Here is a 25732-nt window from a genome sequence, read left to right on the forward strand (position 1 = left end):
GACGATTGCCGCGGCGCCGGCTTCAGAAACTGAAGTCGGCGGTGACGTTGAACGAGCGCGGCTGGCCCATGATCCATTGCTGGCCGTTGTTGTTGTCAGCCAGGGCGTACTGGCGGTCGAACAGGTTGTACAGCTCAAGGCCGAGGGTCAGGTCCGGCCGTACCCGCCAGCCCAGGTTGGCGTCGACCACCGTGTAGCCGGGCAGGCTGGCCTGGTTGGCGGCGTCGGCGTAGCGCCGGTCGACGTAGCGCAGCCCGGCGCCGACGCGCAGGGTCTCGGCGAAGGACTTGTCCAGCCAGAGGTTGGCGGTGCGCCGTGGCACGTTCCTGGGGCGGTTGCCGTTGCGCGAGTAGGTCTGCCCGTCGATCGTTTCGTCGAAGTCGTCGTATTCGGCACGCACCAGCGCGGCGTTCGCCGACAGCCGCCAGTCCTGGGCCAGGTTCAGTTCCAGGCTGGCCTCCAGGCCGTCCGAACTCTGCTGGCCGACCTGCTGCGCGTCGTGCGGCGGCAGCGGGTTGGCGCTGAGCAGCTTCTTCTTGACGATATGGTAGGCGGCCAGGGTCCATTCGCCGCGACCGTCCGGGAACAGCTGCTTGAGGCCGACCTCGGTCTGCTTCGAGTGGGTCAGGTCCATCTGCTGCTGGGCCGCGTTGAGGGTGATCAGGTTGCTCACACCGTCCTCGCTGGTGGAGTACTGGCCGTACAGCGACAGTTCCGGGGTCAGCGCGAAGACCATCCCGGCGCGCCAGTTGCCGCCCTGCAGGCTGCGGTCGCTGCGGGTGCCGGCGCGCAGGTCGTCGCGGTCGATATGGTTCTGGTCGCGGCGCACCCCGGTCACCAGCGACAGGCGCTCGTTGAGCTGCAGGCGGTTCTCGGCGAACAGGGCGAAGGTGCGGGTCTGGCTGCGCGAGTGCGGCCGGTAGGGCGAGCGGCTTTCGAAGTAGCCGGGCGCGGGATGCCAGGGGTCGATGTAGTCGCCGCCGACATCGGTATAGGGCGAGTTGTTGCTCAGGCGGAAGCGGATGCGGTTGTACTCGGCGCCGACCAGGGTGCGGCTGTCGAGGCCGAACAGGGCGTGCTGGAAGGCGAAGGTCTGGCGGTCTCCGATCTGCTCCTGCTCGTGGCTGATGCGCAGGTAGTCCCTGCGCAACAGCTCTTCGCGCGGGACGTCCCATTCGTAGGTTTCGGCGTTGCGCCAGTGGCGGCGGGCCTTGATGTAGTACAACTGGTTGCTCGCGGTGACGCTGTCGGAAAGGCTCCAGTCGCTGGTCAGGCGGGTCCACTGGTCGTTGTAGCGCTGCACGTCGTTGCGCACGTTGTAGTTCTTCTCGCGCAGGCGCTTGTGGTACTTGCCGCCGACCAGCGGGGTGCCGAAGTCGTTCATCGGCTCCTGGTCGCCATAGTCGTGGGCGAGGGTGAAGGCCAGATCGTCGCTGGCCTGCCAGCGCAACGCCGCGCTGATGCCCAGGTTGCGCGAGTCGCCACGGTCGATCCAGCCGTGGCTCTGCTGCTGGTTCAGGTTGAGCCGGTAGCTGAGGCTGTCGGTCAGCGAGCCGCCGCTGTCCAGGGCCAACTGGCGGTTGTCGTAGGAGCCGTAGCCGAGGCGCAGGTGGTTGCGGATCTCGCCGGCGAAAGGCTTCTTCGGCACCACGTTGATCACCGCGCCGGTGGCGCCTTCGCCGTACAGCACCGAGGCCGGGCCGCGGATCACGTCGATGCGCTCGACCATCCACGGATCGCTGGGGAAGTTCACCGTGCCCATGCCGGTGTACAGGCGCGTGCCGTCGAACAGTTGCATCACCGATGCATGGCCGCTGAAGCCGCGCGCCGAGAGGCCGGTACCGCCATCTCCGGGGGTGCCGATGAAGCTGATGCCGGGACTGCGGGTAACGGCGGCCTGGACGCTGGGGTTGTTGCGTCGGCGAACTTCCTCGCCGCTGATGCTGCTGGTGCTCGCCGGGGTGTCCAGGGCGCTGAGGCCCAGGCGCGAACCGGCACTGACCGGAGTGGCGAGGTCGATGTGGTCGAGTTCGGCGGGATCCTGGCGAACGCTGACCAACTGGCTGGGCAGGGCGAGGGCGGCTTCCTCGGTTTCGGCGAGGGCGGGCGGTACCAGCAGCAGGCTGGTGGAGAGGCCGAGGGCGAAAGGCTCGGTGCGCAAACGGCTGAAGCGGGGCATGGGCGTTCCATCTCATGACCGGGCAGGACGGAACGCGCAGGAAATCGCAGGCGCGACAGCGCCTCGAACAACCGGCTCGCTCCCGCCCACCGCGGGTGTGCCAACAGGGCGTTGCAGGCCGGTCTCCGGGCTTGCGAGGGTCGTGAAATCCTCGCCTTCCCATGCTGGAGCACAGTGGCCTGAAGAGGATTTCGCTCGCTTACCGTTGCGGGGGCAGCGCCGGACTGATCACTGAAGTGACGCACCGGCTTCCCGTTTCACCTCCTGCGCGGCGGCAGGAGGCACCTGGAACGGGCCGGATGGGAACATCCGCACCGTTTCCAGTCAAGCCTTGAACGATCTGGATTGAATAAAATGTTATACTATAACAATTCGCTTGTGCAGTCTTTCTTCGCCGGACCCCACGCCCTGGCGCAGCTTCCCGGGTCATCACATTTTCTTCACGCCGGTCTGCTATGCTGCCGGCCTTCCTTGGGGAGTAGCCTGCCGTCACCCGTTGACGGCGCGCTGGTCAACATTCTTGGCAACCTGCCATGGCCAGCGCATCCAACCGGATTGGTGAGACCAACGACATTCCTGCGCCAAAGCCGGGCCGCGGGGTCATGTCGTTGACTCATGCCCGGCTGGAGTATCCGCGTGAATCCCGTTTCCCTGATCTTCCTCGCCTTCGCCATGTCCACCGATGCCTTCGCCGCGGCCATCGGCAAGGGCTCCAGCCTGGATCGGCCGCGCCTGTCGGAGGCGCTGCGCACCGGGATAATCTTCGGCGTGATCGAGGCGATCACCCCTCTGGTCGGCTGGCTGCTTGGCCAGGCCGCCAGCCAGTTCGTCGCCGACTGGGACCACTGGATCGCCTTCGTCCTGCTGGTGCTGCTCGGCCTGCACATGATCCACAACGGCCTGCGCGCGGATCATGCGACGGAACAGGAAAAGCCCGGCCAGCATTCGTTCTGGATTCTCGCGGTGACGGCGCTGGCCACCAGCATCGACGCGCTGGCGGTGGGCGTCGGCCTGGCCTTCGTCGATGTCAACATCTTCCTCGCCGCCGGTGCCATTGGCCTGGCCACCATGACCATGGTCACCCTCGGCACCATGCTCGGCCGGGCGCTCGGCGCAGTGACCGGCAAGCGCGCGGAGATGGTCGGCGGGGTGGTGCTGATCCTGGTCGGTGCGACCATTCTCTACGAGCATCTCAGCGCGGCGTGAGCGGCATCGGAGACGGGGCGGGACAGGTCGCGGCGAGTGGGTGGGCGTTCGCTTCAGGCGCTTTCCCAATCGCGGATTGCCGCCAGCAGCGCCTCGCCGTCGGCGAACTCGCGGTCCGCCGGCGGCAGCGCCGGACGTGCCAGGACCAGCACCGGCAGGCCCATTTCCCGCGCCACCTGGAGCTTCGGCTCGGTGGCCTGGCTACCGCTGTTCTTGCTCACCAGCACGTCGCAGGCGAGGCGCTCGAACAACGCCCGTTCGCCATCCAGGCTGAACGGCCCGCGCGCGCCGATCACCTCGGCGCGCGGCGCAGCCGGCTGGCCTTGCAGGCAGCGCACGGTCCAGTGCTGGTGCGGCGGGACCTGGCCGAGATGCTCCAGCGGTTCGCGGCCGAGGGTGAACAGCGGACGGCGGAAGGGTGCGAGGGCGGCGATCAGCTCGCGCCAGTCGGCTACCTCGCGCCAGTCGTCTCCGGGCCCGGCCTGCCAGCCGGGCCGGCGCAGCGCCCAGCAGGGCACTCCGGCCAGTCGCGCGGCGCGCACGGCGTTCCGGCTGATCCGTGCGGCGTAGGGGTGGGTGGCGTCCACCAGCAGGTCGAAGCCCTGCTCGTCGATGAACGCCGCCAGCCCTTCGGCGCCGCCGTAGCCGCCGACCCGGACCCGGCAGGCCAGGTCGCCGGGCACCTTGCCCAGCCCGGCGAGGCTGTAGAGATGCGCCGGACCGAGCCGGCGGGCGAGGGCCAGGGCCTCACCGATCCCGCCGAGCAGCAACAGGCGCTTCATCGGCGCTCCTCGCAGGCCTGGCCGACCAGGTTGCCCTGGCGGTCGATGGCGAAGACTTCCAGCGCCACCTCGGTGGGCACGATGCCGCGGGCGAAGCGCAGGGCGTGGGCGCAGACCGCATCGCCCAGGGCCACGCCTTCGGCGTGTGCCTGGGCCAGCGCCTGCTGGCTGGTGTTGGCGGCGCGCATGCTGTCCTGTAGCGCGGTGCTGGCACCGAGCGCGGCGGCCCAGCCGGCCAATTGCGGCAGGTCGATGCTGGAATGGCGGCTGTGCAGGTCGAGGTGGCCGCCGGCGAGCTTGCTGATCTTGCCGAAGCCGCCGCACAGGCTGAGCTTTTCCACCGGCGCCCTGCGCAGGTGCTTGAGCACCGCGCCGGCGAAGTCGCCCATCTCGATCAGGGCGATCTCCGGCAGTGCATAGCGCCGGCGCATGGCGTCCTCGCTGGCGTTGCCGGTACAGGCGGCGATGTGACGGACGCCGTTGGCGCGAGCGACATCGATGCCCTGATGGATCGAGGCGATATAGGCCGAGCAGGAGAACGGCCGGACGATGCCGCTGGTGCCGAGGATCGACAGCCCGCCGAGGATGCCCAGGCGCGGGTTCATGGTCTTCAGCGCCAGCTCGGCGCCGCCCTCCACGCCGATGGCGACCTCGAAGCCGCCGGCGTAGCCCCGTTCGGCGGCGAGCTGGGCGAGGTGGCGTTCGATCATCTGTCGCGGCACCGGATTGATCGCCGGCTCGCCGACCGCCAGGGTCAGCCCCGGGCGGGTCACCGTACCGACCCCGGGGCCGGCATGGAAGCGCACGCCAGGCTCGGCGCTCAGGCGCACCCGGGCGAACACCAGGGCGCCATGGGTGACGTCGGGATCGTCGCCGGCATCCTTGAGGGTGCCGGCTTCCGCGCCGTTTTCCCAGGCGCGGCAGAATTCCAGGCGCATCAGCACCTGCTGGCCCTTGGGCAGGACGATCTGCACCGCGTCGCTGATCGTGCCGCCCAGCAGCAGGCGCGCCGCCGCCAGGCTGGTGGCGGTGGCGCAACTGCCGGTGGTGTAGCCGCTGCGCAACGGCGCGGGCTGCTCGGGGGTTTCCTCACGCATCGCGGGGAGGCTTCCTGGCGGCGGGCTTGCGCAATTCCAGCAGGGTGATCGGCAAGGCCTGGCGCCAGGTGTCGAAACCGCCCAGCGGTCGCGCGTGGGCGACGCCGAGGCGGGTGAGGTCGCCACCCAGGCGTTGCTGCCAGTCGAGCAGCACCCGTTCGCTCTGCAGGGTGACCGCGTTGGCGAGCAGGCGGCCGCCGGGCCGCAGGCGCTCCCAGCAGGTTTCCAGCACGCCCTCGGCGGTGACTCCGCCGCCGATGAAGATGGCGTCCGGCTCGGGCAGTTCAAGCAGCGCCTCCGGGGCGCTGCCGGCGACCAGGTGCAGGGTCGGTACGCCGAGGGCGTCGCGGTTGTGGCGGATATGTTCCTGGCGCTCGTCGTTGGCTTCGATGGCGATCGCCCGGCAACTGGGGTGCGCGCGCATCCATTCGATGCCGATGGAGCCGCAACCGGCGCCGACGTCCCAGAGCAGCTCGCCGGGGCAGGGCGCCAGGCGCGCCAGGGTCACGGCGCGGACGTCGCGCTTGGTCAACTGGCCGTCGTGGCGATAGGCTTCGTCGGCCAGGCCCGGGGTCAGCGGCAGGCGCACGGCGCCGGCGCCGGCGCGGCATTCCACCGCCACCAGGTTGAGATCGGCGGCGCGCGGCAGCGACCAGTCGCCGGCGAGGCCGTCGAGACGGCGCTCGAGCGGCCCGCCGAGGTGTTCCAGCACGCTCAGGCGACTGGCGCCGAAGCCACGGGCGTTCAACAGGCGGGCGATGGCGGCCGGGCTGTCGCCGTCGTTGCTGAGGACCAGCAGGCGCCGGCCGTCGTGGACCTGTGCCTGCAGCGCCGCCAGCGGGCGCGCCACCAGCGACAGGCAGGCGACCTCCTGCAGGGCCCAGCCGAGGCGGGCGGCGGCCAGCGAGAGGGAGGAGGGCGCCGGCAGGACCCGCAGTTCGGTCGCCGGCAGTTGCCGGGCGAGACTGGCGCCGACGCCGAACAGCATCGGGTCGCCGCTGGCCAGCACGCAGGTCGGCTGGCCGCGCCGGGCCAGCAATGGTTCCAGGGAGAACGGCGTCGGCCAGGTTTCGCGGGCGGCGCCGATGCACGGCGGCAGCAGTTCCAGCTGGCGCGCCGCGCCGACGATCCGGCTGGCTTGCAGCAGGGCACGCCGGGCCTGCTTGCCGAGGCCGGGATAACCGTCCTCGCCGATGCCCACCAGGGTCAGCCAGGGCGGCGTCGAGTCTGCCGATGACACGGTTCCGATACTCCTGAAATGCGTCTGTGAAGGGCCCGCGACGGCTTCCGGACGGAATGGGTTTTCCCGGCCCCGGGCTGGGCGGCATAATAGCGCGTTCGTCGGTGCCCGGCCCTTTCGCGTTAGCGCGGGGCCAACGAGGGCCGAAGAGGGAACACGGAGCCGCGGTCTTTTCGAAGCCCGGGCCTAGCCGTGGCTGCCCCCGCAACTGTATGCAGCCTGTATTCGCGCCATTCGCCACTGGATTACCGGGAAGGCGGCGCGAAGCGGAGGTTCCTCCCCCGGGTGGAACGCCGGGCTGCGAGCCAGGAGACCTGCCGCCGAAACCAGTCGCGAGTGCCAACATCGGGCGGGGTGTACCGATGCCGTGGTCTGTCCCTGGGGGACAGCGGTGCGGTCGCCGCGACGCCGATTCGAGTAGCGTTTTTGAACGACGACCAGACCCCGGCGCCCCTGCCCGTACCACGTCCGTCGCCCTGTCCCGGCCTGCTGCGTATCGTCCAGGCGCTGGACGGCGGCATCTGCCGCATCAAGCTCGACGCCGGCCGCCTGGACGCCGCCCAGGCACGCGCCGTGGCGGCCGCGGCGCGGGATTGCGCCAGCGGCGTGATCGAGGCGACCAACCGTTCCAACCTGCAATTGCGCGGCGTCCGTCGCGGCGAGGAAGAGCGGCTTGTCCGCCGCCTGCTGGACGCCGGCCTCGGTCCCCGGCATGGGTCCCTGGCCGGCGCCGACGACGTGCGCAACCTGATGCTCAGCCCGGCCGCCGGGCTCGATCCGCACCTGTCGCTGGACGTGCGCCCGCTGGCCGCTCGGCTGTTGCTGCGGCTCCAGGCGGACAGCCGCTACCACGCGCTGTCGGCCAAGTTCGCCATCCAGCTGGACGGCGGCGAAGACCTGGCGATGCTCGAACATCCCCATGACATCTGGCTCTCACCGATGCCCGCGGCGCCGACCGCGACGCTGGTCTTCGGACTCGCCGGCTGCCCGGCCCGCGACCGCCCCCTGGCGGCGTTGCCGGCGGAGCGGGGCGAGTCCCTGGTGCTGGCGTTGCTCGACCTGTTCCTCGAGCGCGCCCAGCCGCAACAGACGCGGATGCGCCACCTGTTGCAGGAGCTGGACGGAGAACCCTTGCTGGAGGCCTTGCAGGCGCGCCTGGATTTCCCTCTGCGGCGTGACGAGCGGGTGGCGGCCTGGCGGCGTTCGCCGGGGCGTCCGTGGAGTCATCTCGGCGTCCAGCCGCAACGCCAGCCGGGCCTGGTGATGGTCGGCGCGGCGGCGCCGCTCGGCCGGCTCGACAGCGCTTGCCTGGAAGGCCTGGCCGAGCTGGTCGAACGCCATGGCGACGGCAGCCTGCGCCTGACCCCCTGGCAAGGCGTGCTCCTGCCGAACCTGGCGCACGCCGAGGCCGACCAGGCGCTGCTCGGCCTGCGCGGACTCGGCCTGCTGACCGAGCCCGATGCGCCGTTGGCGCGGCTGATCGCCTGCAGCGGTTCCAGCGCCTGCGCCAGGGGCCTGGCCGACACCAAGGGCGACGCCTTGCGCCTGGCCGAACGCCTCGGCCCGCGCAGCGACCTGCCGCAACTGCACCTGTGCGGCTGCGAACGGTCCTGCGCCGCCGCCCACCGCGCGCCGCTCACCCTGCTGGCGCGCAGCGGCGGGTTCTACGACCTGTACCGGCACGACCCATGCCGCCCCGGATTCGGCCAGTTGCTGGCCAGCCGCCTGACTTTCGCCACGGCCGCCGACTACCTGGCGGCCCTGCCTTCCCAGCCCACTTCCGGAAAACCCGCATGATTGACTACATCCGCGATGGCCAGGCGATCTATCGCCAGTCGTTCGCCACCATCCGCGCCGAAGCGAACCTCGCCGGCATCCCGGCCGACCTTGAAAAGCTCGCGGTCAGGGTGATCCACGCCTGCGGCATGGTCGACGTGGTCGACGACCTGCGCTTCTCGCCCGGCGCCGGCGCCGCCGGCCGCGCCGCGCTGGCCGCCGGCGCGGCGATCCTCTGCGACGCGCGGATGGTCGCCGAAGGCGTGACCCGCTCGCGGCTGCCCGCCGCCAACCGGGTGATCTGCACCCTCAACGAAGCGGACGTGCCGGCGCTCGCCGCGGAACTCGGCAATACCCGCTCGGCGGTGGCCCTGGAGCACTGGCGCGAGCACCTGGAGGGCAGCGTGGTGGTGATCGGCAACGCGCCGACCGCGCTGTTCTACCTGCTGGAAATGCTCGACGCCGGCGCGCCGAAACCGGCGCTGATCCTGGGCTTCCCGGTCGGCTTCGTCGGCGCCGCGGAATCCAAGGAGATGCTCGCCGCCGATAGCCGCGGGGTGCCCTACGTGATCGTCCGCGGTCGCCGTGGCGGCAGCGCCATGGCCGCCGCGGCGGTGAACGCCCTGGCCACGGAGCGCGAATGATGAGTGTCGTGAAGGGCCGCCTGCTGGGCCTGGGCGTCGGGCCCGGCGATCCCGAACTGATCACCCTCAAGGCCCTGCGCCTGCTGCGCGCGGCGCCGGTGGTCGGCTATTTCGTGGCCAAGGGCAAGAAGGGCAACGCCTTCGGCATCATCGAGGCGCACCTGGACCAGGCCCAGGTGCGCCTGCCGCTGGTCTACCCGGTGACCACCGAGAAGCTGGAACCGCCGCTGTGCTACGAGACCATCATCAGCGATTTCTACGACACCGCCGCCGAACAGCTGGCCGCGCACCTGGACGCCGGCCGCGACGTGGCGGTGATCTGCGAGGGCGACCCGTTCTTCTACGGTTCCTACATGTACCTGCACGACCGCCTGGCGACGCGCTACGAAAGCGAAGTGGTGCCTGGCGTCTGCTCGATGCTCGGCGGCGCGGCGGTGCTCGGTGCGCCGCTGGTGTACCGCAACCAGAGCCTCTCGGTGCTCTCCGGAGTGCTGCCCGAGGAGGAGTTGCGCCGGCGCCTGGCGGATGCCGACGCGGCGGTGGTGATGAAGCTCGGCCGCAATTTCGACAAGGTCCGCCGCGTGCTGGTCGAGCTTGGCCTCGAGCGCCGCGCGCTGTACGTCGAGCGGGCGACCATGGCCAACCAGCGGATCGTGCCGTTGGAACGGGTCGAGCCGATGGCCTCGCCGTACTTCTCGCTGATCGTCGTTCCCGGCGACAAGTGGCAGGGAGGGGCCGGCGGTGAGTGACGCCCAGCAGGTTCCGGCCATCGTCATCCTCGGCCAGGGCGCGCTGGATACCGCGCGGCGGGTCCAGGCGCGCTATCCCGGGGCGCTGGTCCACGGGCTCGCCGGGCGGGTCGAGGCCGACCGTTCCTATACGGACTTCGGCGACACCCTGCGCGAACTGTATTGCGCCGACCGCCCGATCGTCGCCCTGTGCGCCGCCGGCATCGTCATTCGCAGCCTGGCGCCGTTGTTGCAACGCAAGGGAGCGGAGCCGCCGGTGCTGGCCCTGGCCGAGGACGGCAGCGCGGTGGTGCCGCTGCTCGGTGGGCTGGCCGGGGTCAACCGGCTGGCGCGGGAAATCGGCGAGGTGCTGGCCGTGGCGCCGGCGATCACCACCAGCGGCGAGCTGCGCTTCGGCACCTGCGTGCTCAACCCGCCCGCCGGTTATGTCCTGGCCGACCTGGAGCAGGGCAAGCGCTTCGTTGCCGATTTGCTCGGTGGCCAGCCGGTGCGCGTCGAGGGTGCCGCCGACTGGCTCGACGCGGCCCGTTTGCCGCGCGACCCGGAGGCAGCGCTGGCGATTCACGTGACGCCCTCGGCGCGTGCGCCGCGGGCCGAGGAACTGCTGATCCATCCGCGCTGCGTGCTGGCGGCGCTCGAACCTGCCGACGCGGCGGCGGACGCGGTGCGCCAGGCGCTGGTCGATGCCGGCCTGGCCGCGGCGGCGCTCGGCGGCTTGCTGGCCGACAGCGCGCGGATGGCCGATCCGCGCCTGCAGGCCGCCGCCGATGCGCTCGGCGTACCGCTGCGCTTCCTGCCGCAGACCGATCCCGCTGCGCGCCTGCGCCAGGCCTTGCCCGCCGCCGAGCAGGTCGGCGACCGGCTGGCGGTGGCCGCCGCGCCCTTGGCGATGGACCGCATCGGCCAGCGTCGCGGCCGACTCACGGTGATCGGCCTGGGGCCCGGCTGCGCCGAGCTGATGGTGCCTGCGGCGCGGCGGGCACTGGACGAGGCCGAGGACATCCTCGGCTACCAGACCTACGTCGACATGGCCGGACCCTTCCGCGCCGGACAGGTGCTGCATGGCAGCGACAACCGCGAGGAATTGCAGCGCGCCCGGCATGCCTTCGAACTGGCGGCGACGGGCAGGGCGGTGGTGCTGGTATCGTCCGGCGACCCCGGCGTGTTCGCCATGGCCGCCGCGGTGCTGGAAGCCCTGCATGGCGCTGGCGAGCCGGCCTGGGACGTGGTCGAGCTGCGGATCTTCCCTGGCGTCTCGGCGGCCCTGGCCACCGCGGCCAGGGCGGGGGCGCCTCTGGGCCACGATTTCTGCCTGCTGTCGCTGTCCGACAACCTCAAGCCCTGGGAGGTGATCGAGCGGCGCCTCGACCTGGCCGGCGCCGCCGACCTGGCGATGGCTTTCTACAATCCGATCTCGCGGGCGCGGCCCTGGCAACTGGGACGGGCGCTGGAGATCGTCGCCCGCCATCGTTCGCCGCAGACCCTGGTGGTGCTCGGTCGCGACATCGGGCGGCCCGGCGAGCGCCTGCTGCGCACCACCCTGGGCGAGCTGCGTGCGGAGCAGGTGGACATGCGCACCCTGGTGATCATCGGCTCGTCCACCACCTGCAGCTTCCCGCGTGCCGACGGCGAAGCCTGGGTCTACACGCCGCGCTGGTACCCATCGGAATAGCGGGGCGGGAGCGCGCGCGGAAATGTGGCAGACTGCTGCGCGCATCCCTGTACCGCGGAGCCTGAATCCATGTCCTTTCGCTGTTCCCCGCGCCGCCTGGCCGGCATCCTGCTGGCGGCGCTGTTCGTTCCGGGGCTGGCCGCGGCGGCCGGCTCCTGCGAGCGCCTGGTGGCCACCGGCAACCCGGAGTACCCACCCTACCTGTGGCGCGACCCGCAGGATCCGAAGCGCCTGATCGGAGCCAATGCCGACCTGTTGCAGCGCCTGGGCAAGGAACTCGGCGTGCGCATCGACGTGCTCTACAGCGGCTCCTGGGAGAAGGCCCAGGAAGAGGTGACCAGCGGTCGCGCCGACCTGCTCGCCGGGGCCTACCTGACCCTGGCACGGCTCGGCAGCATGGACTACGTGCATCCGCCGTTCCTGATGACCAGCGGGGTGGTCTGGGTGAACAAGGACGCCGCGTTCCCGTTCATCGGCCGCGACGACCTGATCGGGCACAAGGGCAGCGTGCTGGCCGGCAGCAGCCTGGGCGAGGAGTTCGACCGCTTCGCCAAGGCCAGCCTCGACCTGAAGCCGGTGCCGAGCCTGACCCAGGGCTTGCAGGACCTGATGCTCAAGCGCAGCGAGTTCCTCCTCTACCAGGCGCTGCCCGGGCAGGCCCAGGTCGAGGCGCTGGGCATGGCCGACGACCTGGAGGCGCTGGAACCGGTGCTGAGTAGCGAGGGGCTGTACCTGACGCTGTCGCACAACTCCGCCTGCAACGATCCGTGGCTGCGCGGACAACTGGCGAAAAAGATGACAGAATTGTCGGCTGCCGGCGTTCCCGTAACGCTCTTGCAGGACAATCTCGAACGCTGGAAAGCCCAGCAATTGCCGGCTTCCGGCGCCAGTTCGACTACGCAGGAAAGTGACTTGTGAGCATTCGATGGATGATGGCCGCAGGCCTCGCCGCGCTGACCCTGAGCGGTTGTGCGAGCAACGACCCGGCTCCGCTGGAGCAGATGCGCCTGACCGAACAGGCGCTGGAGCAGGCCAAGGCGGTGGGTGCCACCGACGACGTGGCCGAGCTGAAACTGGCCCAGGACAAGTACGCCGCGGCGCAGATCGCGATGACCGCGGAGTCCTACAAGAAGGCGCGCCTGTTGGCCGAGCAGGCCGAGCTGGACGCACGCCTCGCCGAGTCCAAGGTGCTGACGCAGAAGAGCAAGGACCAGCTCGGCGAGCTGGACAAGAGCCTGAAACGTCTGCGCAAGCAACTGGGGGAGACCGACTGATGCCGGGCAAAGCGACTCTCTTCGCCACCCTGCTGGCCTGCGCCGCGCTGGCTGGCTGCGCCGACCACAAGCTCAGCGAACAGTCGCTGGCCAAGGCGCAGAGCGAGTTCGACCAGGTCAAGGAAGATTCCGACGTGCTCCGCGCGGCGCCCAAGGATGTGATCCGCGCCGGCGAATCGCTGGCCCGCGCCGAACGCCTGTCCAGCTACTGGGGCAGCAGCAGCGACGTGATCCAGTATGCCTACCTGAGCCAGCGCTACAGCGAGATCGCTCGCCAGCACGCCTTGCTCAACCTCAACCAGGAGCGCCTGACCCGCCTGCAACTGGAGCGCGAGCGCCTGCAACTGGCCCTGCGCGAAGCCAAGCTGCTCAGCGTGCAGGAGCAGGGCCAGCGCCTGAGCGAGGAGATCGCCAGTCTCAGCACCGAGGAAACCGAGCGTGGCCTGGTGCTCACCCTTGGCGACGTGCTGTTCGACTTCAACCGCGCCGAACTCAAGCCGGCGGCCAACCGCACCGCGCTGAAGCTGGTGCAGTTCCTCCAGCTCAATCCGCGGCGGGTGATCCGCATCGAAGGCTATACCGACAGCGTCGGCGACAGGCAGGCCAACCTCGACCTGTCGCGCGAGCGCGCCCAGGCGGTGGCCGACGTGCTCGCCGATCTCGGCGTGGATCCCGCGCGCATGCAGGTGGTCGGCTACGGCGAAGCCTTCCCGGTCACCGACAACGCCTCCAACCGGGGGCGGGCGCAGAACCGCCGGGTGGAGATCGTCTTCTCCAACGACAAGGGCCAGCTCAGCGCGCCGCGCTGAGCCCCGCGCCGCCGCAGGGAGCCCCGGTACCCCAAAGGGTCCGGGGCTTTTTTCGCCTGGCGAACTGGGTGGCGCCGGATTTCTCTGTCAGAACTTGCGCAAGAGCGGGCTATCATCGGGATCGAACTAGTTCGAGCAGCAATCCGTGCAGCATAAGCACCTTGTATTTCGTTATAACGAGTAGAGAGGCGCAATGAGTTCGAACGAAACCCTGCCGGGGCTGGTGATCGCCGATTCCTTCCCGGTCATGCAGTGGGCGCTGCAGCGCTACCTCAGCGAGGAGTGCGGACGCCAGGTGCTGGCGGTGGTCGGCGATAGCGACAGCCTGGTGGAGCGCTTGGCCGACCTGCCGCCGGAAAGCATCCTGATCACCGAGCTGGGCTTGCCTGGCCAGCGCAGCCGCGACGGTATCCACCTGGTGGAATGGCTGACCCGGCACTGCCCGCAAATGAAGGTGATGGTCTACTCGGTGTTCAGCGCGCCGTTGCTGGCCAAGGCGGTCCTGCGCAGCGGCGCCTCGGCCTACATCAGCAAGCGCAGCCCGCTGGAGACGTTGAAGGCGGCGCTGGAGTGCATGGCGCTCGGACAGACCTTCCTCGACCCCGGCCTGCACCCGCAGCGGCATACCGGCAAGCCGCTGAGCCCCACCGAGGTGGACATCCTCCGGCGCCTGGCGCGTGGCGACACGGTCAGCGAGATCGCCCAGCGGACCATGCGCAGCGTGTCGACCATCAGCACCCACAAGAAGAACGCGATGGTCAAGATAGGCCTCAACAGTGACGCCGAACTGATCGCCCTGGGCGTGATGAACTGGCTCCACGAACTCGCCTGACCGGGTTCGAAACATCTCGACCGCCAGTTGCGGAACAATCCTCGCCAGCCCCCGGGAGCCATCCCGCCGCAGCCGAGGAATCCGCATGATCCGCCAGCCCCGCTTTGCCCGTTTCGTCCTGCCGTTGTTGCTGAGCCTGTGCCAGCCGTCCTTCGCCGCCGAACTCCGCGCGGTTGCCGAAGCACGCCGCCAGGAACTCCTGCTGGAGGACTCGCCGGTGGCGTGCGGCGAGGTGGGCTGCACGGCGCGGGAAAGCCTCAGCCTGGTGGCGTTGCAGGTGCAGGCCCGGGTTCTGGTCACCCGCCTCGGCCGCGATGATTTTTCCCCGGCCGCCCGCCAGCCCGCCGCCGTCCCGGACTACCGCCTGTTCGGCGATCTCGGCCTGGCGCCAAGCCCCTTCGCCTGGCAAGCGTTGACCGGCGAGAGCGCGGCGGCGGACGCGTTGCGTTTCTGACTTTCCCTATGGCCGCTCCCCAGGCGGCTCTTGGCGGACTGTTTCCCGCCCGCACCCGGCCGGTGGCGACCGACCGGGTTTTCTTTTCCTCGCGAACGCGCCGTCTCTGCGACCGACCCGTACAGTTTTGCGACTGTATGCCTGGTTGTCGGCCGAACTGTTCTGGAGCAGTTTCACGAATTGAGCTACTGTTTCGGTTCAATCGCCGAGGAAAACCCGCCATGACCAATCTGCTGCTTTACCAACGCATCGCCCAGCAGTTGGCCGAGGACATTCGCCGTGGCGTCTACCAGCCGGGCGAGCGGGTACCGTCGGTGCGCAAGCTCAGTACCCAGTTGAACGTCAGCCACGCCACCGTGCTGCAGGCCTACGCCACCCTCGAGGACCAGGGACTGATCCGCGCCCGTCCGCAATCCGGCTTCTACGTCCACCGCACCCCGGCGCTGACCGCGCCGACCCCGGATATCGCGCGGGTCGAGCGTCCCGGCCTGGTCACCCGCAGCAGCATCATCAACCAGGTGCTCGCCGAGTCCCGCCGCGAAGGGGTATTCCCGCTCGGCGCGGCGGTGCCGCACGTGGACTACCTGCCGGTGCGCGCCTTGCACCAGCAACTGGCCAAGGTCACCCGCTTCCAGAGCCCACGGGCGTTCAGCTACATGTTCAGCCCCGGTTTCGAGCCGCTGCGGCGGCAGGTGGCGATCCGCATGCGCGACGCCGGCGTGGTGGTCGACCCGTCGCAGGTGACCATCACCCACGGCTGCGTGGATGCGATCCACATGGCCCTGCGGGTGCTGACCCGTCCCGGCGACCTGATCGCCACCGAGTCGCCGAGCTACTACGGCCTGCTGCAACTGGCCGACGTGCTGGGCCTGAAGGTCATCGAGATCCCCAGCGACCCGCGCACCGGGATCAGCCTTGAAGCGCTGCAACTGGCGGCCAACCAGTGGTCGATCAAGGCCTTGGTGCTGACCGCGCGGCTGAGCAATCCCTTCGGCGGGACGATTCCCGAGGATCGCCAGAAGCAACTGCTGAAACTGACCGCCGAACACAACATCGGGGTGGTCGAGGACGACATCTACGGCGAACTGATGTTCGACCAGGGCCAGGCGCGCTCGCTCAAGTCCCACGACCGCGACGGCCGGGTGATCTACTGCTCGAGTTTCTCCAAGACCATCTCGCCCGGCGTACGCATCGGCTGGATCATCGCCGAGCGCTACCAGGAGGAGATCCGTCGCTTGCAGACCTTCACCACCCATTCGGCCTGCACCGTGACCCAGATGGGCGTCGCCGCCTACCTGGAGAACGGCGGCTACGACCGCCACCTGCGCTACATCCGCCAGGAGTACCGGAAGAACATGACCGCCTACCAGTTGGCGGTGCAGCAGTACTTCCCGGAAGGTACGCAGATGACCCGGCCCAAGGGCGGCTTCATCCTCTGGGTCAGCCTGCCGGCCAAGGTCAACACCAAGGAACTCCACGTGCGGGCCCTGGAGCAGGGCATCAGCATCGCCCCGGGGCTGATCTTCAGCAACACCGAGCAGTTCAACAACTGCCTGCGGCTGACCTGCGGGATTCCCTGGAACCGCGAGGCGGAGCGGGCGATCATGACCCTCGGCATGCTTGCCGGGCAGCTTTGCCAGGAAGGCCTTATCGCCGCCTGAGCGCGAGGCGCTCCCCTGGCTGAGGGGCGCCCCGCGACAGTCCGCGAAGAATTTTCCCGGGGATTAACCCGAATCCACCGACAGCTTCGTCTCAGCGGGTATCTCCGCTGCACGACGAGGTCGTCTCGATGTTTTTCCCGGCTTCCATCCGGACCGGCACTTTCGCCGAACTGTCCGACGCTGGAAAATGTCTACCGATAGCCGCTCCGGCCGCGCTTCTGGCGACGGCCCGGGCGTTTCGTGGCGACGCCGATGCGTGCCGCGAAGGATGTGGCCGATGAGCCTGCTCTCGGTCGCCTTTGACACAGGACAGGAGTCGACCAGCGGCATGCATGCCTCCACCAGCGCCACGACGGCCGCCGGCAGCGACGAAACGCTGCTGGCGCGTTACCGCAAGGGCGACAGCGCGGCCTTCGAGGTGCTCTACCAGCGCCATCGGCAAGGTCTCTACCGTTTTCTCTGCGGCCTGGCCGGACAGACCGAACTGGCCGACGAGATCTACCAGGAAACCTGGCTCAGCCTGATCCGCAGCGAGAGCCAGCCGCAGGGCCGGGCGAGCTTCCGCACCTGGCTCTACCAGATCGCCCGCAACCGCTTGATCGATCATTGGCGCAAGCATGGCCAGCGCCAGCCGTTGCAGGACAGCTACGACGAACAGTTGCACGCGCAACCCGACCAGGGCGCCGGCCCCGAGCAGCAGCTCAGCCTGAGCCGCGACGGCGAGCGCTTGCAGAGCGCGCTGGAGACCCTGCCCGAGGAACAGCGCGAGGTATTCCTGATGCGCGCCCACGGCGAACTGGAACTGGCCGAGATCGCCACGCTCACCCAGTCGCCGCTGGAGACGGTGAAGAGCCGTTTCCGCTACGCGGTGCAGAAGCTGCGCCGGCTGCTGGCCGAGGAGGTGGCGGTATGAACCCACAGAAGCATTCCGCGAGCGTCGCCGAAGAGCAGATGCTGGCGCATTTCCGCGCCCACGCGCCGCAGCAGCCGGCGCCGGCGCTGGACCAGGCGATCCTCGCCGCCGCGCGACGCCAGGCGGCGCATGTCGAACCCGCCCGGTCCTGGTGGCGGCGCTGGCTGGAAGCCTCCCGCAGGCCGCGTTGGCAGGCGGCTTTCGCCAGCCTGCTGGGCGTGGCGCTGGTGCTGGGGCTGGTCAGCCACAACGTGCTGGACGACGCCGAGCGCCAGGCCCGCCCCGAAGTGGCGTTCAGCGATGTGCCCCTGCGCGACGGAGTCGCCGGGGCCGCTGCGGCGAAGCGGGCCATGCGCGCGCCGGCGGCGCCGGCTCCGCTGTCCGGCGAGATGTCGGAGCCCCCGGCCTTGCTGGCCAGCTACGCATCGTCCGGGGAGGCGCCGCAACTGATGGCCGAGGCCGCGCCGCCGGCTCCGGCTGCCCTGGCCGACCGACCGCCGGCCCAGGCCGCGCAGCAGGCGAAGGTCCAGGCGGCGCTGGCCGGCGACTTCGTCGCCCAGGCCAGGGGCAAGGCGGTTGCGGTGAAGCCGGAGGTGCTCGACGAGGCGCTCGGGGCGGTCCTTGCCCTGCGTGAGCAGGGCAAGACGGAGCAGGCCGCGACCCAGTTGGCCGAGCTGCAGAAACGTTTCCCCGGAGAGAACCTGGTGGAACGACTGGAACGCCTCGCGACGATAGCCGCGAGCGCCAAGAAACGGCCGTGACGACCATGGCCCGCGACGCGGCGGCGGCGTCGCGGGCTGACATCAAGCGGTTATCCGCGCATGACAGGTTAGACATGGGGCGAACAACAGAGAGAGTGCCAGGATGACGATAGTGACCCCTTGCCTTGGTTGCAGTCTGCCGTCAGCATTGCCGCAATTGGCCATACCTGCGTGACTATGAAACGTCTTTGCCGAATTTGCGTCGTTGTTCTTTTCGGTTGCTTCCTGGCGGCCTGCGATGACGGCTCCAAGGCACCGGAAAAGAAAGCCCCGGAAGCACCGCCGCAGGAGCAGCGCGCCCCTGCCAAGCCAGTGAAGCCTGCACGAGCGGAGCCAGCGCCTGCCGTGCCTGCCGCGCCGAAAACAGCTTCGAAGAAGGTCGCGCCAGCCGCGGAGCAGGTTGCCGAACCCAAGCCGCCGGCCAAGCCGAAGCCTGCGGCTGCGCCGCCGAAGCCGGCCAGCAGGCCGGTCGCCAAGGACAAGCCGGCGCCGGCGAAGCGCGCTTCCACCGCTCGTCTCGACCCCGAGGTACGCAAGCCGCTGCCGAGCGCCAAGCTGGACCTGCGCCTGCCGAAGGAACTGGTGCAGAAGATGGCGCCGCCCGGCACGGAAGAGACCCATAAGCCCAAGCCGCTGTTGCCGCCGATGTTCGAGGAAAAGGACGACAGCGACTTCCGCCTCAACGGCCAGTTGCTCTATCGCGACCGCGAACTGGGCGTGTCGCGGCCCCTGGAAGGGGCCGAGTTGCAGTTCGAGTTCCGCCAGTAGGCCGCCACGGTGCTCAGAAGCGGTAGCGCTGCTCCTGCAACGCCTGGTACAGCTCCGCGTCCAACGGCTGGTAGCCGGCGCTGCCGGGCAACCTGACGAAGAGTTTGTCGCTGACCCGCGCGGGATCGTAGGCGTCGCGCTTGAGGTCGGTCTTCTTGTACTTGAAGGTGCCGGTGGTCTCGACTTCGCGCAGCAGGCGCAGGAACACCGGTGTGGCATAGGCCGGCAACTCGCGGTCGAGGTGCGCGGCGAGAGCGTCGCGGTCCAGTTCGACGCCATCGGCCAGGCGCAGCGCGGCCATCCCGCAGCGGCCGTTGGTGCCGGGAATCTCCACGCCGTAGACCACCGCATCCTCGACCCCGTCGAAGGCGCCGAGGGCGTTTTCCACCTCGGTGGTGGAAACGTTCTCGCCCTTCCAGCGGAAGGTGTCGCCGAGACGGTCGACGAACTGGGTGTGCTTGAAACCGATGTCGCGCATCAGGTCGCCGGTGTTGAACCAGGCGTCGCCCTTCTTGAACACGTCGCGGAGGATCACCGCTTCGCTCTTGGCCGGATCGGTGTAGCCGTCGAACGGCCACTTCGCACTGATCTCGCTGATCAGCAGGCCGACCTCGCCCTTGCCGACCTTCTCCATGAAGCCCTTGGCGTCGCGCACCGGATGGTCGTTCTCCAGGTCGTAGCGGACGATGGCGTAGGTGGCTGGGGAGAAGCCCACCGTATTGTCGAAATTGAATACATTGGTGAAGCCGATGTTGCCTTCGCTGGAAGCGTAGAACTCGGTGATCCGCTGGATCTCGAAGCGTTGCTTGAACTCGGCCCAGATCGACGGGCGCAGGCCGTTGCCGATCATGCAGGTCAGGCTATTGCCGCGTTCCTCGGCGCACGGTGGCTGGTTCAGCAGGTAGCGGCAGAGCTCGCCGATGTAGCCGAAGCAGGTCGCCCGGTAGTGTTGCACGTCCTTCCAGAAACCGCTGGCGGAGAACTTGCGGCGCAGGGCCATGGCCGCGCCGCCGGCGAGCGCCGCGCTCCAGCAGACGGTCACGGCGTTGTTGTGGTAGCAGGGCAGGGTTAGGTAGAGCACGTCGTCGCGGCCCAGGCCCAGACCGGAATGGCCGAAGCCGCCGTAGGCCTTGATCCACTTGCCGTGGCTCATGATCGAGGCTTTCGGCAGGCCGGTGGTGCCGGAGGTGTAGATGTAGAAGCAGGAGTCCTTGAGCCGCACCCTGCCGGTGTCCTCGAGGTTCTCCGAGGTCTGTCCCTGGGCCAGGCGCATCAGGTTGCGCCAGCCCATCGGCGGCGAGCCGGGATCGCCGAGGGTGTCGCCGTCGTCGACCCAGTAGCAATGGCCGGCGTTGCCGAGCACCTCCTGGCGGACTTCCTCGAACACCTCGCGCAATTCTTCGCCGACCACGAAGTGGCCGGGCTTCACCAGGTTCAGGCTGTGCACCAGGACCTTGCCGCGCTGGGTGGTGTTGACCAGTGCGCCGATGGCGCCGAGTTTGGCCAGGGCGGCGAGGATCGCCAGCAGCTCGACGCGGTTTTCCAGCATCACCGCGACCACGCTGCCGTGGCCTACGCCCTCGGCCTTGAAGGCGCGCGCCAGGCGATTGGCCCAGCCGTTGAACAGGGCGTAGCTGATCCGCCGCTGGCCGTCGAGCACCGCCGGGTTGTCCGGGTACAGGCGTGCCGCGCGCTCCAGCGCCCAGCCCAGGGACAGGCTCTTCTCGCGGTTACGGATCGCGGTGTAGTACAGGCCGCGCAGCATGCGCGGCACGCGGCCGAAGGTGGCAGGCAGGCGGGCAACGAAACGGTTGAAAGTGATCAGGTCGGCGTGGGTCATGGCTCTCGCGCTTGTCGTTGTTGTGCGGGGCGTAGGACGCTCCCGCGACTCTAGACCGCAGCCGCCGCCTCGGCTATGACCGTTGCGCGGTCGCCCCGGGGCACTTCGGCAAATAGCCCGGAAGCCCGCCGCAGAGCGCCGCGCGCCTTTCGTCGGAGACCTCAGTCGAGGAACAGGTCGGGCACCAGCGCGCCACCCTCCGGGTCGTAGCGGTACTGCTCGAAATCGCTCTGGCCGCGCTCGCGCAGCAATTCCTCGTCGACCAGCAGGCGCCCGCTGAGGCTGCGCCCCTCGCTGGTGAGAATGGCGTGCGCGGCGTCGGCCATGATCGCCGGGGTGCGCGCGCGGCGGAAGGCGTCACGGCTGCCCAGCTCGAACTCGATGGCGGCGGTGGCGATCATGGTCTTCGGCCACAGCGCGTTGACGCTGATGGCGTATTTCCCGAACTCCTCGTGCATCCCCAGGGTAAGCATGCTCATGCCGTACTTGGTGACCGTGTAGGGGCCGTGCTGGGCGAACCACCTGCCGGCCAGGTTGATCGGCGGCGACAGGCTGAGGATGTGGCCGTTGGCGCTCCTGCGCAGGTAGGGCAGGGCGGCCTGGCTGCAGACCAGCACCGCGCGGGTGTTGATCTGGTACATCAGGTCGAAGCGCTTGGGCTCCAGCTTCTCCACCCCGACCAGGCGGATCGCCCCGGCGTTGTTGACCAGCGCGTCGATCCCGCCGAAGCGTTCGGCGGCGCGGGCCATGGCCGCCGCCACGGCCTGCTCGTCGCGCACGTCGAGTTGCAGCGGCAGGGCCTGGCCGCCGGCGGCCTCGACCTCGGCGGCGACGCTGAAGATGGTGCCTTCCAGCTTCGGATGCGGCTCGGCGCTCTTCGCCGCGATCACCAGGTTGGCGCCATCGCGCGCGGCGCGCAGGGCTATCTCCCGGCCGATGCCGCGGCTGGCGCCGGTGATGAACAGGGTCTTGCCGTGCAGTGACATGGGCGTCTCCGTTTTCTTGTCGTTGTCGTTGCGGATGAGCGGCGGGGTGTCTCAGGCGTCGGCTTCCACCTCGACCAGCACCTGCCGGTTGCGCACCTGCTCGCCACGGCCGACCTGGACGCGGCGGACCACGCCGTCGACTCCGGCCTTCAGCGGGTGTTCCATCTTCATTGCCTCCAGCACCAGCAGCAGTTGGCCCTTGCCGACCCGTTCGCCCTCGCCGACCAGCACCTCGACGATGGCGCCGTCCATCGGCGCCTTGAGCGTGCCGGAGCTGGCGCCGACCTGGGCGCTGGCGCCGGCGTGGGTGACGTCGAGCAGTTCGAGGTTGCCGCCGTGGCCGTATAGCCAGAGGCGCCCGCCGTCCAGGTGGTAGGCGTGGCGGCGGCGAATGCCGTCGAGTTCGGCGCTGGCCCAGCGTCCGTCGCAGTCGAGCAGGCGCACGGCGATCTCGCGTCGCTCCAGGCGCGCCAGCAGTCGCGGCCGGCGACCGCTTTCGAGGACCTCCAGGCCGATCTCCAGGCGCTGTTCGGCGTGCTTCAGGACGATCTTCCACGGTGCCCCGGCGGCGCTGCGCCAGCCGGCCAGGCCGGGCTGGTGCGCACTGGCCTCGGCGCCGGCCTGGTAGAGCAGGGCGGCGGCCAGGGCCAGTTCCTCGGCGCCCGGCTGGCGCGGTTGCAGGCTGGGGTCTTCGGCGAAGCGTTCGCCGATGAAGGCGGTGGTCGCCTCGCCGGCGGCGAAGTCCGGATGCGCCAGGAGGTTGGCGAGGAACCGCTGGTTGCCGTCGACCCCCAGCAGCACGCAGCGCTCCAGCGCGCGGATCAGCTTGCGCCGGGCTTCGTCGCGGGTCGCCCCGTAGGCGATCAGCTTGGCCAGCATCGGGTCGTAGAAGGGCGTCACCGCCTGCCCCTCGACCAGGCCATGGTCGATGCGTACGCCGGGCAGCAGTTCCGGGTCCCAGCGCAGCACCGTGCCGGTCTGCGGCAGGAAGCCGCGACCGGCGTCCTCGGCGTAGAGGCGGACCTCGATGGCATGCCCGCGCAGTTCCACCTGTTCCTGCCGCAGCGGCAGCGGATGGCCCTCGGCGACGCGGATCTGCCAGGCCACCAGGTCCTGGCCGGTGACCAGTTCGGTGACCGGGTGTTCGACCTGCAGGCGGGTATTCATCTCCAGGAAGTAGAAGCGGCCATCCTCGCCGAGAAGAAACTCGACGGTGCCGGCGCCCACGTAGTTGACCGAAGCCGCGGCCTTCACCGCCGCCTCGCCCATGGCGCGACGCAGGTCGGCATCGAGCACCGGGCAGGGAGCTTCCTCGATGACCTTCTGGTGGCGGCGCTGCACCGAGCAGTCGCGTTCGCCGAGGTAGAGCAGGTTGCCGTGGCGGTCGCCGAACACCTGGATCTCCACATGGCGCGGGCGCAGCACGGCCTTCTCCAGGATCAGTTCGGCGCTGCCGAAGGCGCCCAGCGCTTCCGAGCGTGCGGTGCGCAACTGCTCCAGCAGTTGGTCGGGTTCCTCCACCAGGCGCATGCCGCGGCCGCCGCCGCCGGCGCTGGCCTTGATCATCAGTGGGTAGCCGATGCGTTCGGCCTCGCGCCGCAGGGTCGCGTCGTCCTGTTCGTCGCCTTCGTAGCCGGGGATGCACGGCACCCCGGCGGCGAGCATGGCGATCTTCGACAGGCGCTTGCTGCCCATCAGGTGGATGGCTTCCGCATCCGGGCCGATGAAGACGATCCCGGCGGCTTCGCAGGCACGGGCGAACTCGGCGTTCTCGGAGAGGAAGCCGTAGCCGGGGTGGATCGCCTCGGCGCCGCTGCGACGGGCGGCGTCGAGGATCGCCTCGAGATTCAGGTAGGACTGCGCCACCGCTGCCGGGCCGATGCACACGGCCTCGTCGGCCAGTTGCACATGGCGGGCGTCGGCGTCCGCCTCGCTGTACACGGCGACGCTGCGGTAGCCCAGTTCATGGGCGGTGCGCAGCACCCGGCAGGCGATTTCACCGCGGTTGGCGACGAGGATCTTGTTGAAGCTGGGCATGTCGTTCGGCTCCTGGAGGCTGTTGCCCTGTTTCGCGGTCGTGGCTCACTGGGCCCAGACCGGCTTGCGTTTCTGTACGAAGGCCAGGGTGCCTTCACTGCCTTCGGCGCCGCCCACCGCTTCGGCGAACTGTCGCGCCGCATCGTCCAGCAGGGCGCCGAGTTCGCCGCTTTCGCTGGCCAGCAGCAGGGCCTTGGTGGCGGCGTTGGCGTTCGGCGCGCAGCGGCGCAGTTGCTCGAGGGTTTCCTCCAGGCGCTGTTCGAGGGCATCGGCGTCGGCCTCGCAGAAATGCACCAGGCCCAGGCGCAGCGCCTCGCGGCCGTCGAAGCGGGCGGCGGTGAGGGCCAGGCGGCGGGCCTGGGTCAGGCCGATGCGGCGGACCACGAAAGGCGCGATCTGCGCCGGGAGAATGCCGAGGCTGGTTTCCGGCAGGCCGAACTGCGCATCGGCGGCGGCGATCGCTACGTCCGACACGCAGGCCAGGCCGAAACCGCCGCCGAGCACCGCGCCTTCCACCAGCGCCACCAGCAGTTGCGGGGCGGCCTGGGCTTCCTCCAGCAGGCTGCCGAAGGCGCGGTTCAGCGTGCGGTAGGCTTCCGCCCCGGCGGCGCGGGCACCGGCCATGTCCTTGATGTCGCCGCCGGCGCAGAAGTGCCCGCCGGCGCCGCGCAGCACCAGCGCCCGCACGCTACGGTCGTCGCGCACGGCGGCGAGCACCGCGCGCAGTTCGCCGACCATCGCCAGGCTCATGGCGTTGCGGCTTTGCGGGCGGTTCAGGGTGATCCGCAGGACGCCCTCGATGGGTTCCAGCAGCAGGGTCTCGCAATGCGGCAGGCTCATGCCGGTTTCCTCCTGGAACGTCAGCCTTTCTTCTTGCCCGGCAGGATGCCCATCAGCTTGCAGATGATGCCGAGCATGATCTCGTCGGCACCGCCGCCGATGGATACCAGGCGGGTGTCGCGGTAGGCGCGGGAGACCGGGTTGTCCCACATGAAGCCCATGCCGCCCCAGTACTGCAGGCAGGCGTCGCTGACCTCGCGGCCGAGGCGGCCGGCCTTGAGCTTGGCCATGGAAGCCAGGCGCGTCACGTCCCTGCCTTTCACGTACAGCTCGGTGGCCTGGTAGACCAGGGCGCGCAGCGCCTCGACCTCGGTCATCATCTCGGCCATGCGGAAGTGGATGACCTGGTTGTCGATCAGCGGCTGGCCGAAGGTCCTGCGCTCCTTGCAATACTCGATGGTGACGTCGATGCAGTGCTCCAGGCCCTTGATCATGTTGGCCGCGCCGAACAGCCGTTCTTCCTGGAACTGCAGCATCTGCATCATGAAGCCGGCGCCCTCCGCGCCGATGCGGTTGCGCTGCGGTACGCGGACGTTATCGAAGAACACCTGGGCGGTCTCCGAACTGCGCATGCCGAGCTTGTCCAGGTGCGGACTGAGGGTAATGCCCGGGGTCTTCATCGGGACCACGATCAGCGACTTGTTGACGTGCGGCTTGTCGTCGGAGGTATTGGCGAGCAGGCACATGAAGTCGGCCGACGGCGAGTTGGTGATCCACATCTTGCTGCCGTTGATCACATAGTCGTCGCCGTCCTTGCGCGCGGTGGTCTTCAGGCCGGCGACGTCGGAGCCGGCGCCGACCTCGGAGACGCCGATGCAGCCGACCATCTCGCCGGCGATGGCCGGGCGGAGGAACTCCTCGCGCAACTCGTCGGAACCGAAGCGGGCCAGGGCCGGGGTGCACATGTCGGTCTGCACGCCGATGGCCATCGGGATGCCGCCGCAGGTGATGCTGCCGAATTCCTCGGCGGCGACGATCGAGTAGCTGTAGTCCAGGCCCATGCCGCCGAACTTCTCCGGCTTGGAGATGCCCAGCAGGCCGAGTTCGCCGGCCTTGCGGAAGATCTCGTGGATCGGGAAGCGGCCGTCCTTTTCCCACTGGTCGACGTTGGGGTTGATTTCCCGCTCGACGAAGCTGCGAACGGTGCGGCGGAGTTCCTCGTGTTCCTGGGTGAAGATCATGGGTTGTCTTTCCTCCTGGGCATCATTGTTT

Annotated in this window: 23 protein-coding genes and 3 riboswitches; of the genes, 14 read left to right on the forward strand and 9 right to left on the reverse strand. The window is 69.4% G+C overall.

The window, feature by feature from the left end:
• Positions 1–22: 22 nt before the first annotated feature.
• Complete coding sequence (locus ACTJJX_RS05020) at positions 23–2179, reverse strand: TonB-dependent receptor (RefSeq protein WP_003452422.1); 2157 nt, start codon at positions 2177–2179, stop codon at positions 23–25.
• Positions 2180–2278: 99 nt separating this feature from the next.
• Positions 2279–2483: riboswitch (cobalamin riboswitch) on the reverse strand.
• A gap of 157 nt (positions 2484–2640) precedes the next feature.
• Positions 2641–2809: riboswitch (yybP-ykoY riboswitch) on the forward strand.
• 6 nt (positions 2810–2815) lie between these two features.
• Between ACTJJX_RS05020 and mntP the strand changes: the two genes are divergently transcribed.
• Positions 2816–3385 (forward strand): manganese efflux pump MntP, encoded by a 570-nt coding sequence (gene mntP / locus ACTJJX_RS05025; protein WP_003091017.1) that lies wholly within the window; start codon positions 2816–2818, stop codon positions 3383–3385.
• A gap of 53 nt (positions 3386–3438) precedes the next feature.
• Here the strand turns inward: mntP and ACTJJX_RS05030 are convergent, their stop codons facing one another.
• From ACTJJX_RS05030 to cbiE, 3 genes are read right to left on the reverse strand one after another with little or no spacing between them, the layout of a single operon-like run.
• Positions 3439–4167 (reverse strand): cobalt-precorrin-6A reductase, encoded by a 729-nt coding sequence (locus tag ACTJJX_RS05030; RefSeq protein WP_015502695.1) that lies wholly within the window; start codon positions 4165–4167, stop codon positions 3439–3441.
• The gene (locus tag ACTJJX_RS05035; protein WP_003114022.1) at positions 4164–5264 is read right to left on the reverse strand and encodes a cobalt-precorrin-5B (C(1))-methyltransferase; all 1101 of its coding nucleotides are present in this window, start codon (positions 5262–5264) and stop codon (positions 4164–4166) included. The genes ACTJJX_RS05030 and ACTJJX_RS05035 overlap by 4 nt, the downstream gene beginning before the upstream one ends.
• Positions 5257–6504, reverse strand: a complete 1248-nt coding sequence (cbiE, locus tag ACTJJX_RS05040) for a precorrin-6y C5,15-methyltransferase (decarboxylating) subunit CbiE (RefSeq protein ID WP_003114023.1) — start codon at positions 6502–6504, stop codon at positions 5257–5259. The genes ACTJJX_RS05035 and cbiE overlap by 8 nt, the downstream gene beginning before the upstream one ends.
• Before the next feature lie 85 nt (positions 6505–6589).
• Positions 6590–6840: riboswitch (cobalamin riboswitch) on the forward strand.
• 90 nt (positions 6841–6930) lie between these two features.
• Here cbiE and cobG point away from each other — a divergent pair.
• The 13 genes from cobG to ACTJJX_RS05105 all read left to right on the forward strand — a co-directional run bounded on the left by cobG (position 6931) and on the right by ACTJJX_RS05105 (position 18817).
• Entirely contained in the window at positions 6931–8301 is a 1371-nt protein-coding gene (cobG, locus tag ACTJJX_RS05045; RefSeq protein WP_016852680.1) for a precorrin-3B synthase, read from the forward strand.
• On the forward strand, positions 8298–8924 hold the full coding sequence (locus ACTJJX_RS05050; RefSeq protein ID WP_016852681.1) for a precorrin-8X methylmutase: 627 nt from the start codon (positions 8298–8300) through the stop codon (positions 8922–8924). The genes cobG and ACTJJX_RS05050 overlap by 4 nt, the downstream gene beginning before the upstream one ends.
• On the forward strand, positions 8921–9673 hold the full coding sequence (locus ACTJJX_RS05055; protein WP_003091011.1) for a precorrin-2 C(20)-methyltransferase: 753 nt from the start codon (positions 8921–8923) through the stop codon (positions 9671–9673). The genes ACTJJX_RS05050 and ACTJJX_RS05055 overlap by 4 nt, the downstream gene beginning before the upstream one ends.
• A complete protein-coding gene (cobJ, locus tag ACTJJX_RS05060; protein WP_016852682.1) occupies positions 9666–11345 on the forward strand; it encodes a precorrin-3B C(17)-methyltransferase in 1680 nt (559 codons plus the stop codon). Before ACTJJX_RS05055 ends, cobJ begins: the two co-directional genes overlap by 8 nt.
• 69 nt (positions 11346–11414) lie before the next feature.
• Positions 11415–12263 carry a substrate-binding periplasmic protein gene (locus ACTJJX_RS05065; protein ID WP_003111857.1) on the forward strand — a complete coding sequence of 283 codons (849 nt, stop codon included), beginning with the start codon at positions 11415–11417 and terminating at the stop codon, positions 12261–12263.
• Entirely contained in the window at positions 12260–12619 is a 360-nt protein-coding gene (locus tag ACTJJX_RS05070; RefSeq protein ID WP_003091008.1) for a DUF4398 domain-containing protein, read from the forward strand. Before ACTJJX_RS05065 ends, ACTJJX_RS05070 begins: the two co-directional genes overlap by 4 nt.
• Positions 12619–13428, forward strand: coding sequence for an OmpA family protein (locus ACTJJX_RS05075; RefSeq protein ID WP_003091007.1), 810 nt, complete (start codon positions 12619–12621; stop codon positions 13426–13428). The genes ACTJJX_RS05070 and ACTJJX_RS05075 overlap by 1 nt, the downstream gene beginning before the upstream one ends.
• Positions 13429–13621: 193 nt before the next feature.
• A complete protein-coding gene (locus ACTJJX_RS05080; protein ID WP_003091005.1) occupies positions 13622–14260 on the forward strand; it encodes a response regulator transcription factor in 639 nt (212 codons plus the stop codon).
• Between the two features lie 85 nt (positions 14261–14345).
• Positions 14346–14714 (forward strand): hypothetical protein, encoded by a 369-nt coding sequence (locus ACTJJX_RS05085; RefSeq protein WP_003114734.1) that lies wholly within the window; start codon positions 14346–14348, stop codon positions 14712–14714.
• A 221-nt stretch (positions 14715–14935) separates the two neighbouring features.
• Positions 14936–16375, forward strand: a complete 1440-nt coding sequence (locus ACTJJX_RS05090) for an aminotransferase-like domain-containing protein (protein WP_003091003.1) — start codon at positions 14936–14938, stop codon at positions 16373–16375.
• Between the two features lie 328 nt (positions 16376–16703).
• The gene (gene sbrI / locus ACTJJX_RS05095) at positions 16704–17288 is read left to right on the forward strand and encodes an ECF family RNA polymerase sigma factor SbrI (RefSeq protein WP_003119848.1); all 585 of its coding nucleotides are present in this window, start codon (positions 16704–16706) and stop codon (positions 17286–17288) included.
• Positions 17285–18049, forward strand: coding sequence for an anti-sigma factor SbrR (gene sbrR / locus ACTJJX_RS05100; RefSeq protein WP_016852683.1), 765 nt, complete (start codon positions 17285–17287; stop codon positions 18047–18049). Before sbrI ends, sbrR begins: the two co-directional genes overlap by 4 nt.
• A 345-nt stretch (positions 18050–18394) precedes the next feature.
• Positions 18395–18817, forward strand: a complete 423-nt coding sequence (locus ACTJJX_RS05105; protein WP_003091000.1) for a hypothetical protein — start codon at positions 18395–18397, stop codon at positions 18815–18817.
• Positions 18818–18830: 13 nt separating this feature from the next.
• Here ACTJJX_RS05105 and ACTJJX_RS05110 read toward each other — a convergent pair whose 3' ends face one another.
• The 5 genes from ACTJJX_RS05110 to atuD all read right to left on the reverse strand — a co-directional run bounded on the left by ACTJJX_RS05110 (position 18831) and on the right by atuD (position 25701).
• Positions 18831–20657 carry a long-chain-acyl-CoA synthetase gene (locus ACTJJX_RS05110; RefSeq protein ID WP_003117644.1) on the reverse strand — a complete coding sequence of 609 codons (1827 nt, stop codon included), beginning with the start codon at positions 20655–20657 and terminating at the stop codon, positions 18831–18833.
• A 161-nt stretch (positions 20658–20818) separates the two neighbouring features.
• The gene (locus tag ACTJJX_RS05115) at positions 20819–21643 is read right to left on the reverse strand and encodes an SDR family oxidoreductase (RefSeq protein ID WP_003101741.1); all 825 of its coding nucleotides are present in this window, start codon (positions 21641–21643) and stop codon (positions 20819–20821) included.
• A gap of 51 nt (positions 21644–21694) precedes the next feature.
• A complete protein-coding gene (atuF, locus tag ACTJJX_RS05120) occupies positions 21695–23680 on the reverse strand; it encodes a geranyl-CoA carboxylase subunit apha (RefSeq protein ID WP_016852684.1) in 1986 nt (661 codons plus the stop codon).
• Positions 23681–23725: 45 nt separating this feature from the next.
• Positions 23726–24520 (reverse strand): isohexenylglutaconyl-CoA hydratase, encoded by a 795-nt coding sequence (gene atuE, locus ACTJJX_RS05125; RefSeq protein ID WP_003143706.1) that lies wholly within the window; start codon positions 24518–24520, stop codon positions 23726–23728.
• A 20-nt stretch (positions 24521–24540) separates the two neighbouring features.
• Entirely contained in the window at positions 24541–25701 is a 1161-nt protein-coding gene (gene atuD / locus ACTJJX_RS05130; RefSeq protein WP_003101733.1) for a citronellyl-CoA dehydrogenase, read from the reverse strand.
• Positions 25702–25732: the final 31 nt, after the last annotated feature.

The organism is Pseudomonas sp. 22490, from assembly GCF_052044465.1.
In the GTDB taxonomy this organism is placed as follows: Bacteria; Pseudomonadota; Gammaproteobacteria; order Pseudomonadales; family Pseudomonadaceae; genus Pseudomonas; species Pseudomonas aeruginosa.

Bases quoted from the DNA above. Each gene is read 5' to 3' on its own strand.
- ACTJJX_RS05020 (WP_003452422.1), bottom strand. From the start codon at position 2,179: ATGCCCCGCTTCAGCCGTTTGCGCACCGAGCCTTTCGCCCTCGGCCTC.
- ACTJJX_RS05030 (WP_015502695.1), bottom strand. From the start codon at position 4,167: ATGAAGCGCCTGTTGCTGCTCGGCGGGATCGGTGAGGCCCTGGCCCTC.
- ACTJJX_RS05035 (WP_003114022.1), bottom strand. From the start codon at position 5,264: ATGCGTGAGGAAACCCCCGAGCAGCCCGCGCCGTTGCGCAGCGGCTAC.
- ACTJJX_RS05050 (WP_016852681.1), top strand. From the start codon at position 8,298: ATGATTGACTACATCCGCGATGGCCAGGCGATCTATCGCCAGTCGTTC.
- ACTJJX_RS05055 (WP_003091011.1), top strand. From the start codon at position 8,921: ATGATGAGTGTCGTGAAGGGCCGCCTGCTGGGCCTGGGCGTCGGGCCC.
- ACTJJX_RS05065 (WP_003111857.1), top strand. From the start codon at position 11,415: ATGTCCTTTCGCTGTTCCCCGCGCCGCCTGGCCGGCATCCTGCTGGCG.
- ACTJJX_RS05075 (WP_003091007.1), top strand. From the start codon at position 12,619: ATGCCGGGCAAAGCGACTCTCTTCGCCACCCTGCTGGCCTGCGCCGCG.
- ACTJJX_RS05080 (WP_003091005.1), top strand. From the start codon at position 13,622: ATGAGTTCGAACGAAACCCTGCCGGGGCTGGTGATCGCCGATTCCTTC.
- ACTJJX_RS05085 (WP_003114734.1), top strand. From the start codon at position 14,346: ATGATCCGCCAGCCCCGCTTTGCCCGTTTCGTCCTGCCGTTGTTGCTG.
- ACTJJX_RS05090 (WP_003091003.1), top strand. From the start codon at position 14,936: ATGACCAATCTGCTGCTTTACCAACGCATCGCCCAGCAGTTGGCCGAG.
- sbrI (WP_003119848.1), top strand. From the start codon at position 16,704: ATGCATGCCTCCACCAGCGCCACGACGGCCGCCGGCAGCGACGAAACG.
- sbrR (WP_016852683.1), top strand. From the start codon at position 17,285: ATGAACCCACAGAAGCATTCCGCGAGCGTCGCCGAAGAGCAGATGCTG.
- ACTJJX_RS05110 (WP_003117644.1), bottom strand. From the start codon at position 20,657: ATGACCCACGCCGACCTGATCACTTTCAACCGTTTCGTTGCCCGCCTG.
- ACTJJX_RS05115 (WP_003101741.1), bottom strand. From the start codon at position 21,643: ATGTCACTGCACGGCAAGACCCTGTTCATCACCGGCGCCAGCCGCGGC.
- atuF (WP_016852684.1), bottom strand. From the start codon at position 23,680: ATGCCCAGCTTCAACAAGATCCTCGTCGCCAACCGCGGTGAAATCGCC.
- atuE (WP_003143706.1), bottom strand. From the start codon at position 24,520: ATGAGCCTGCCGCATTGCGAGACCCTGCTGCTGGAACCCATCGAGGGC.
- atuD (WP_003101733.1), bottom strand. From the start codon at position 25,701: ATGATCTTCACCCAGGAACACGAGGAACTCCGCCGCACCGTTCGCAGC.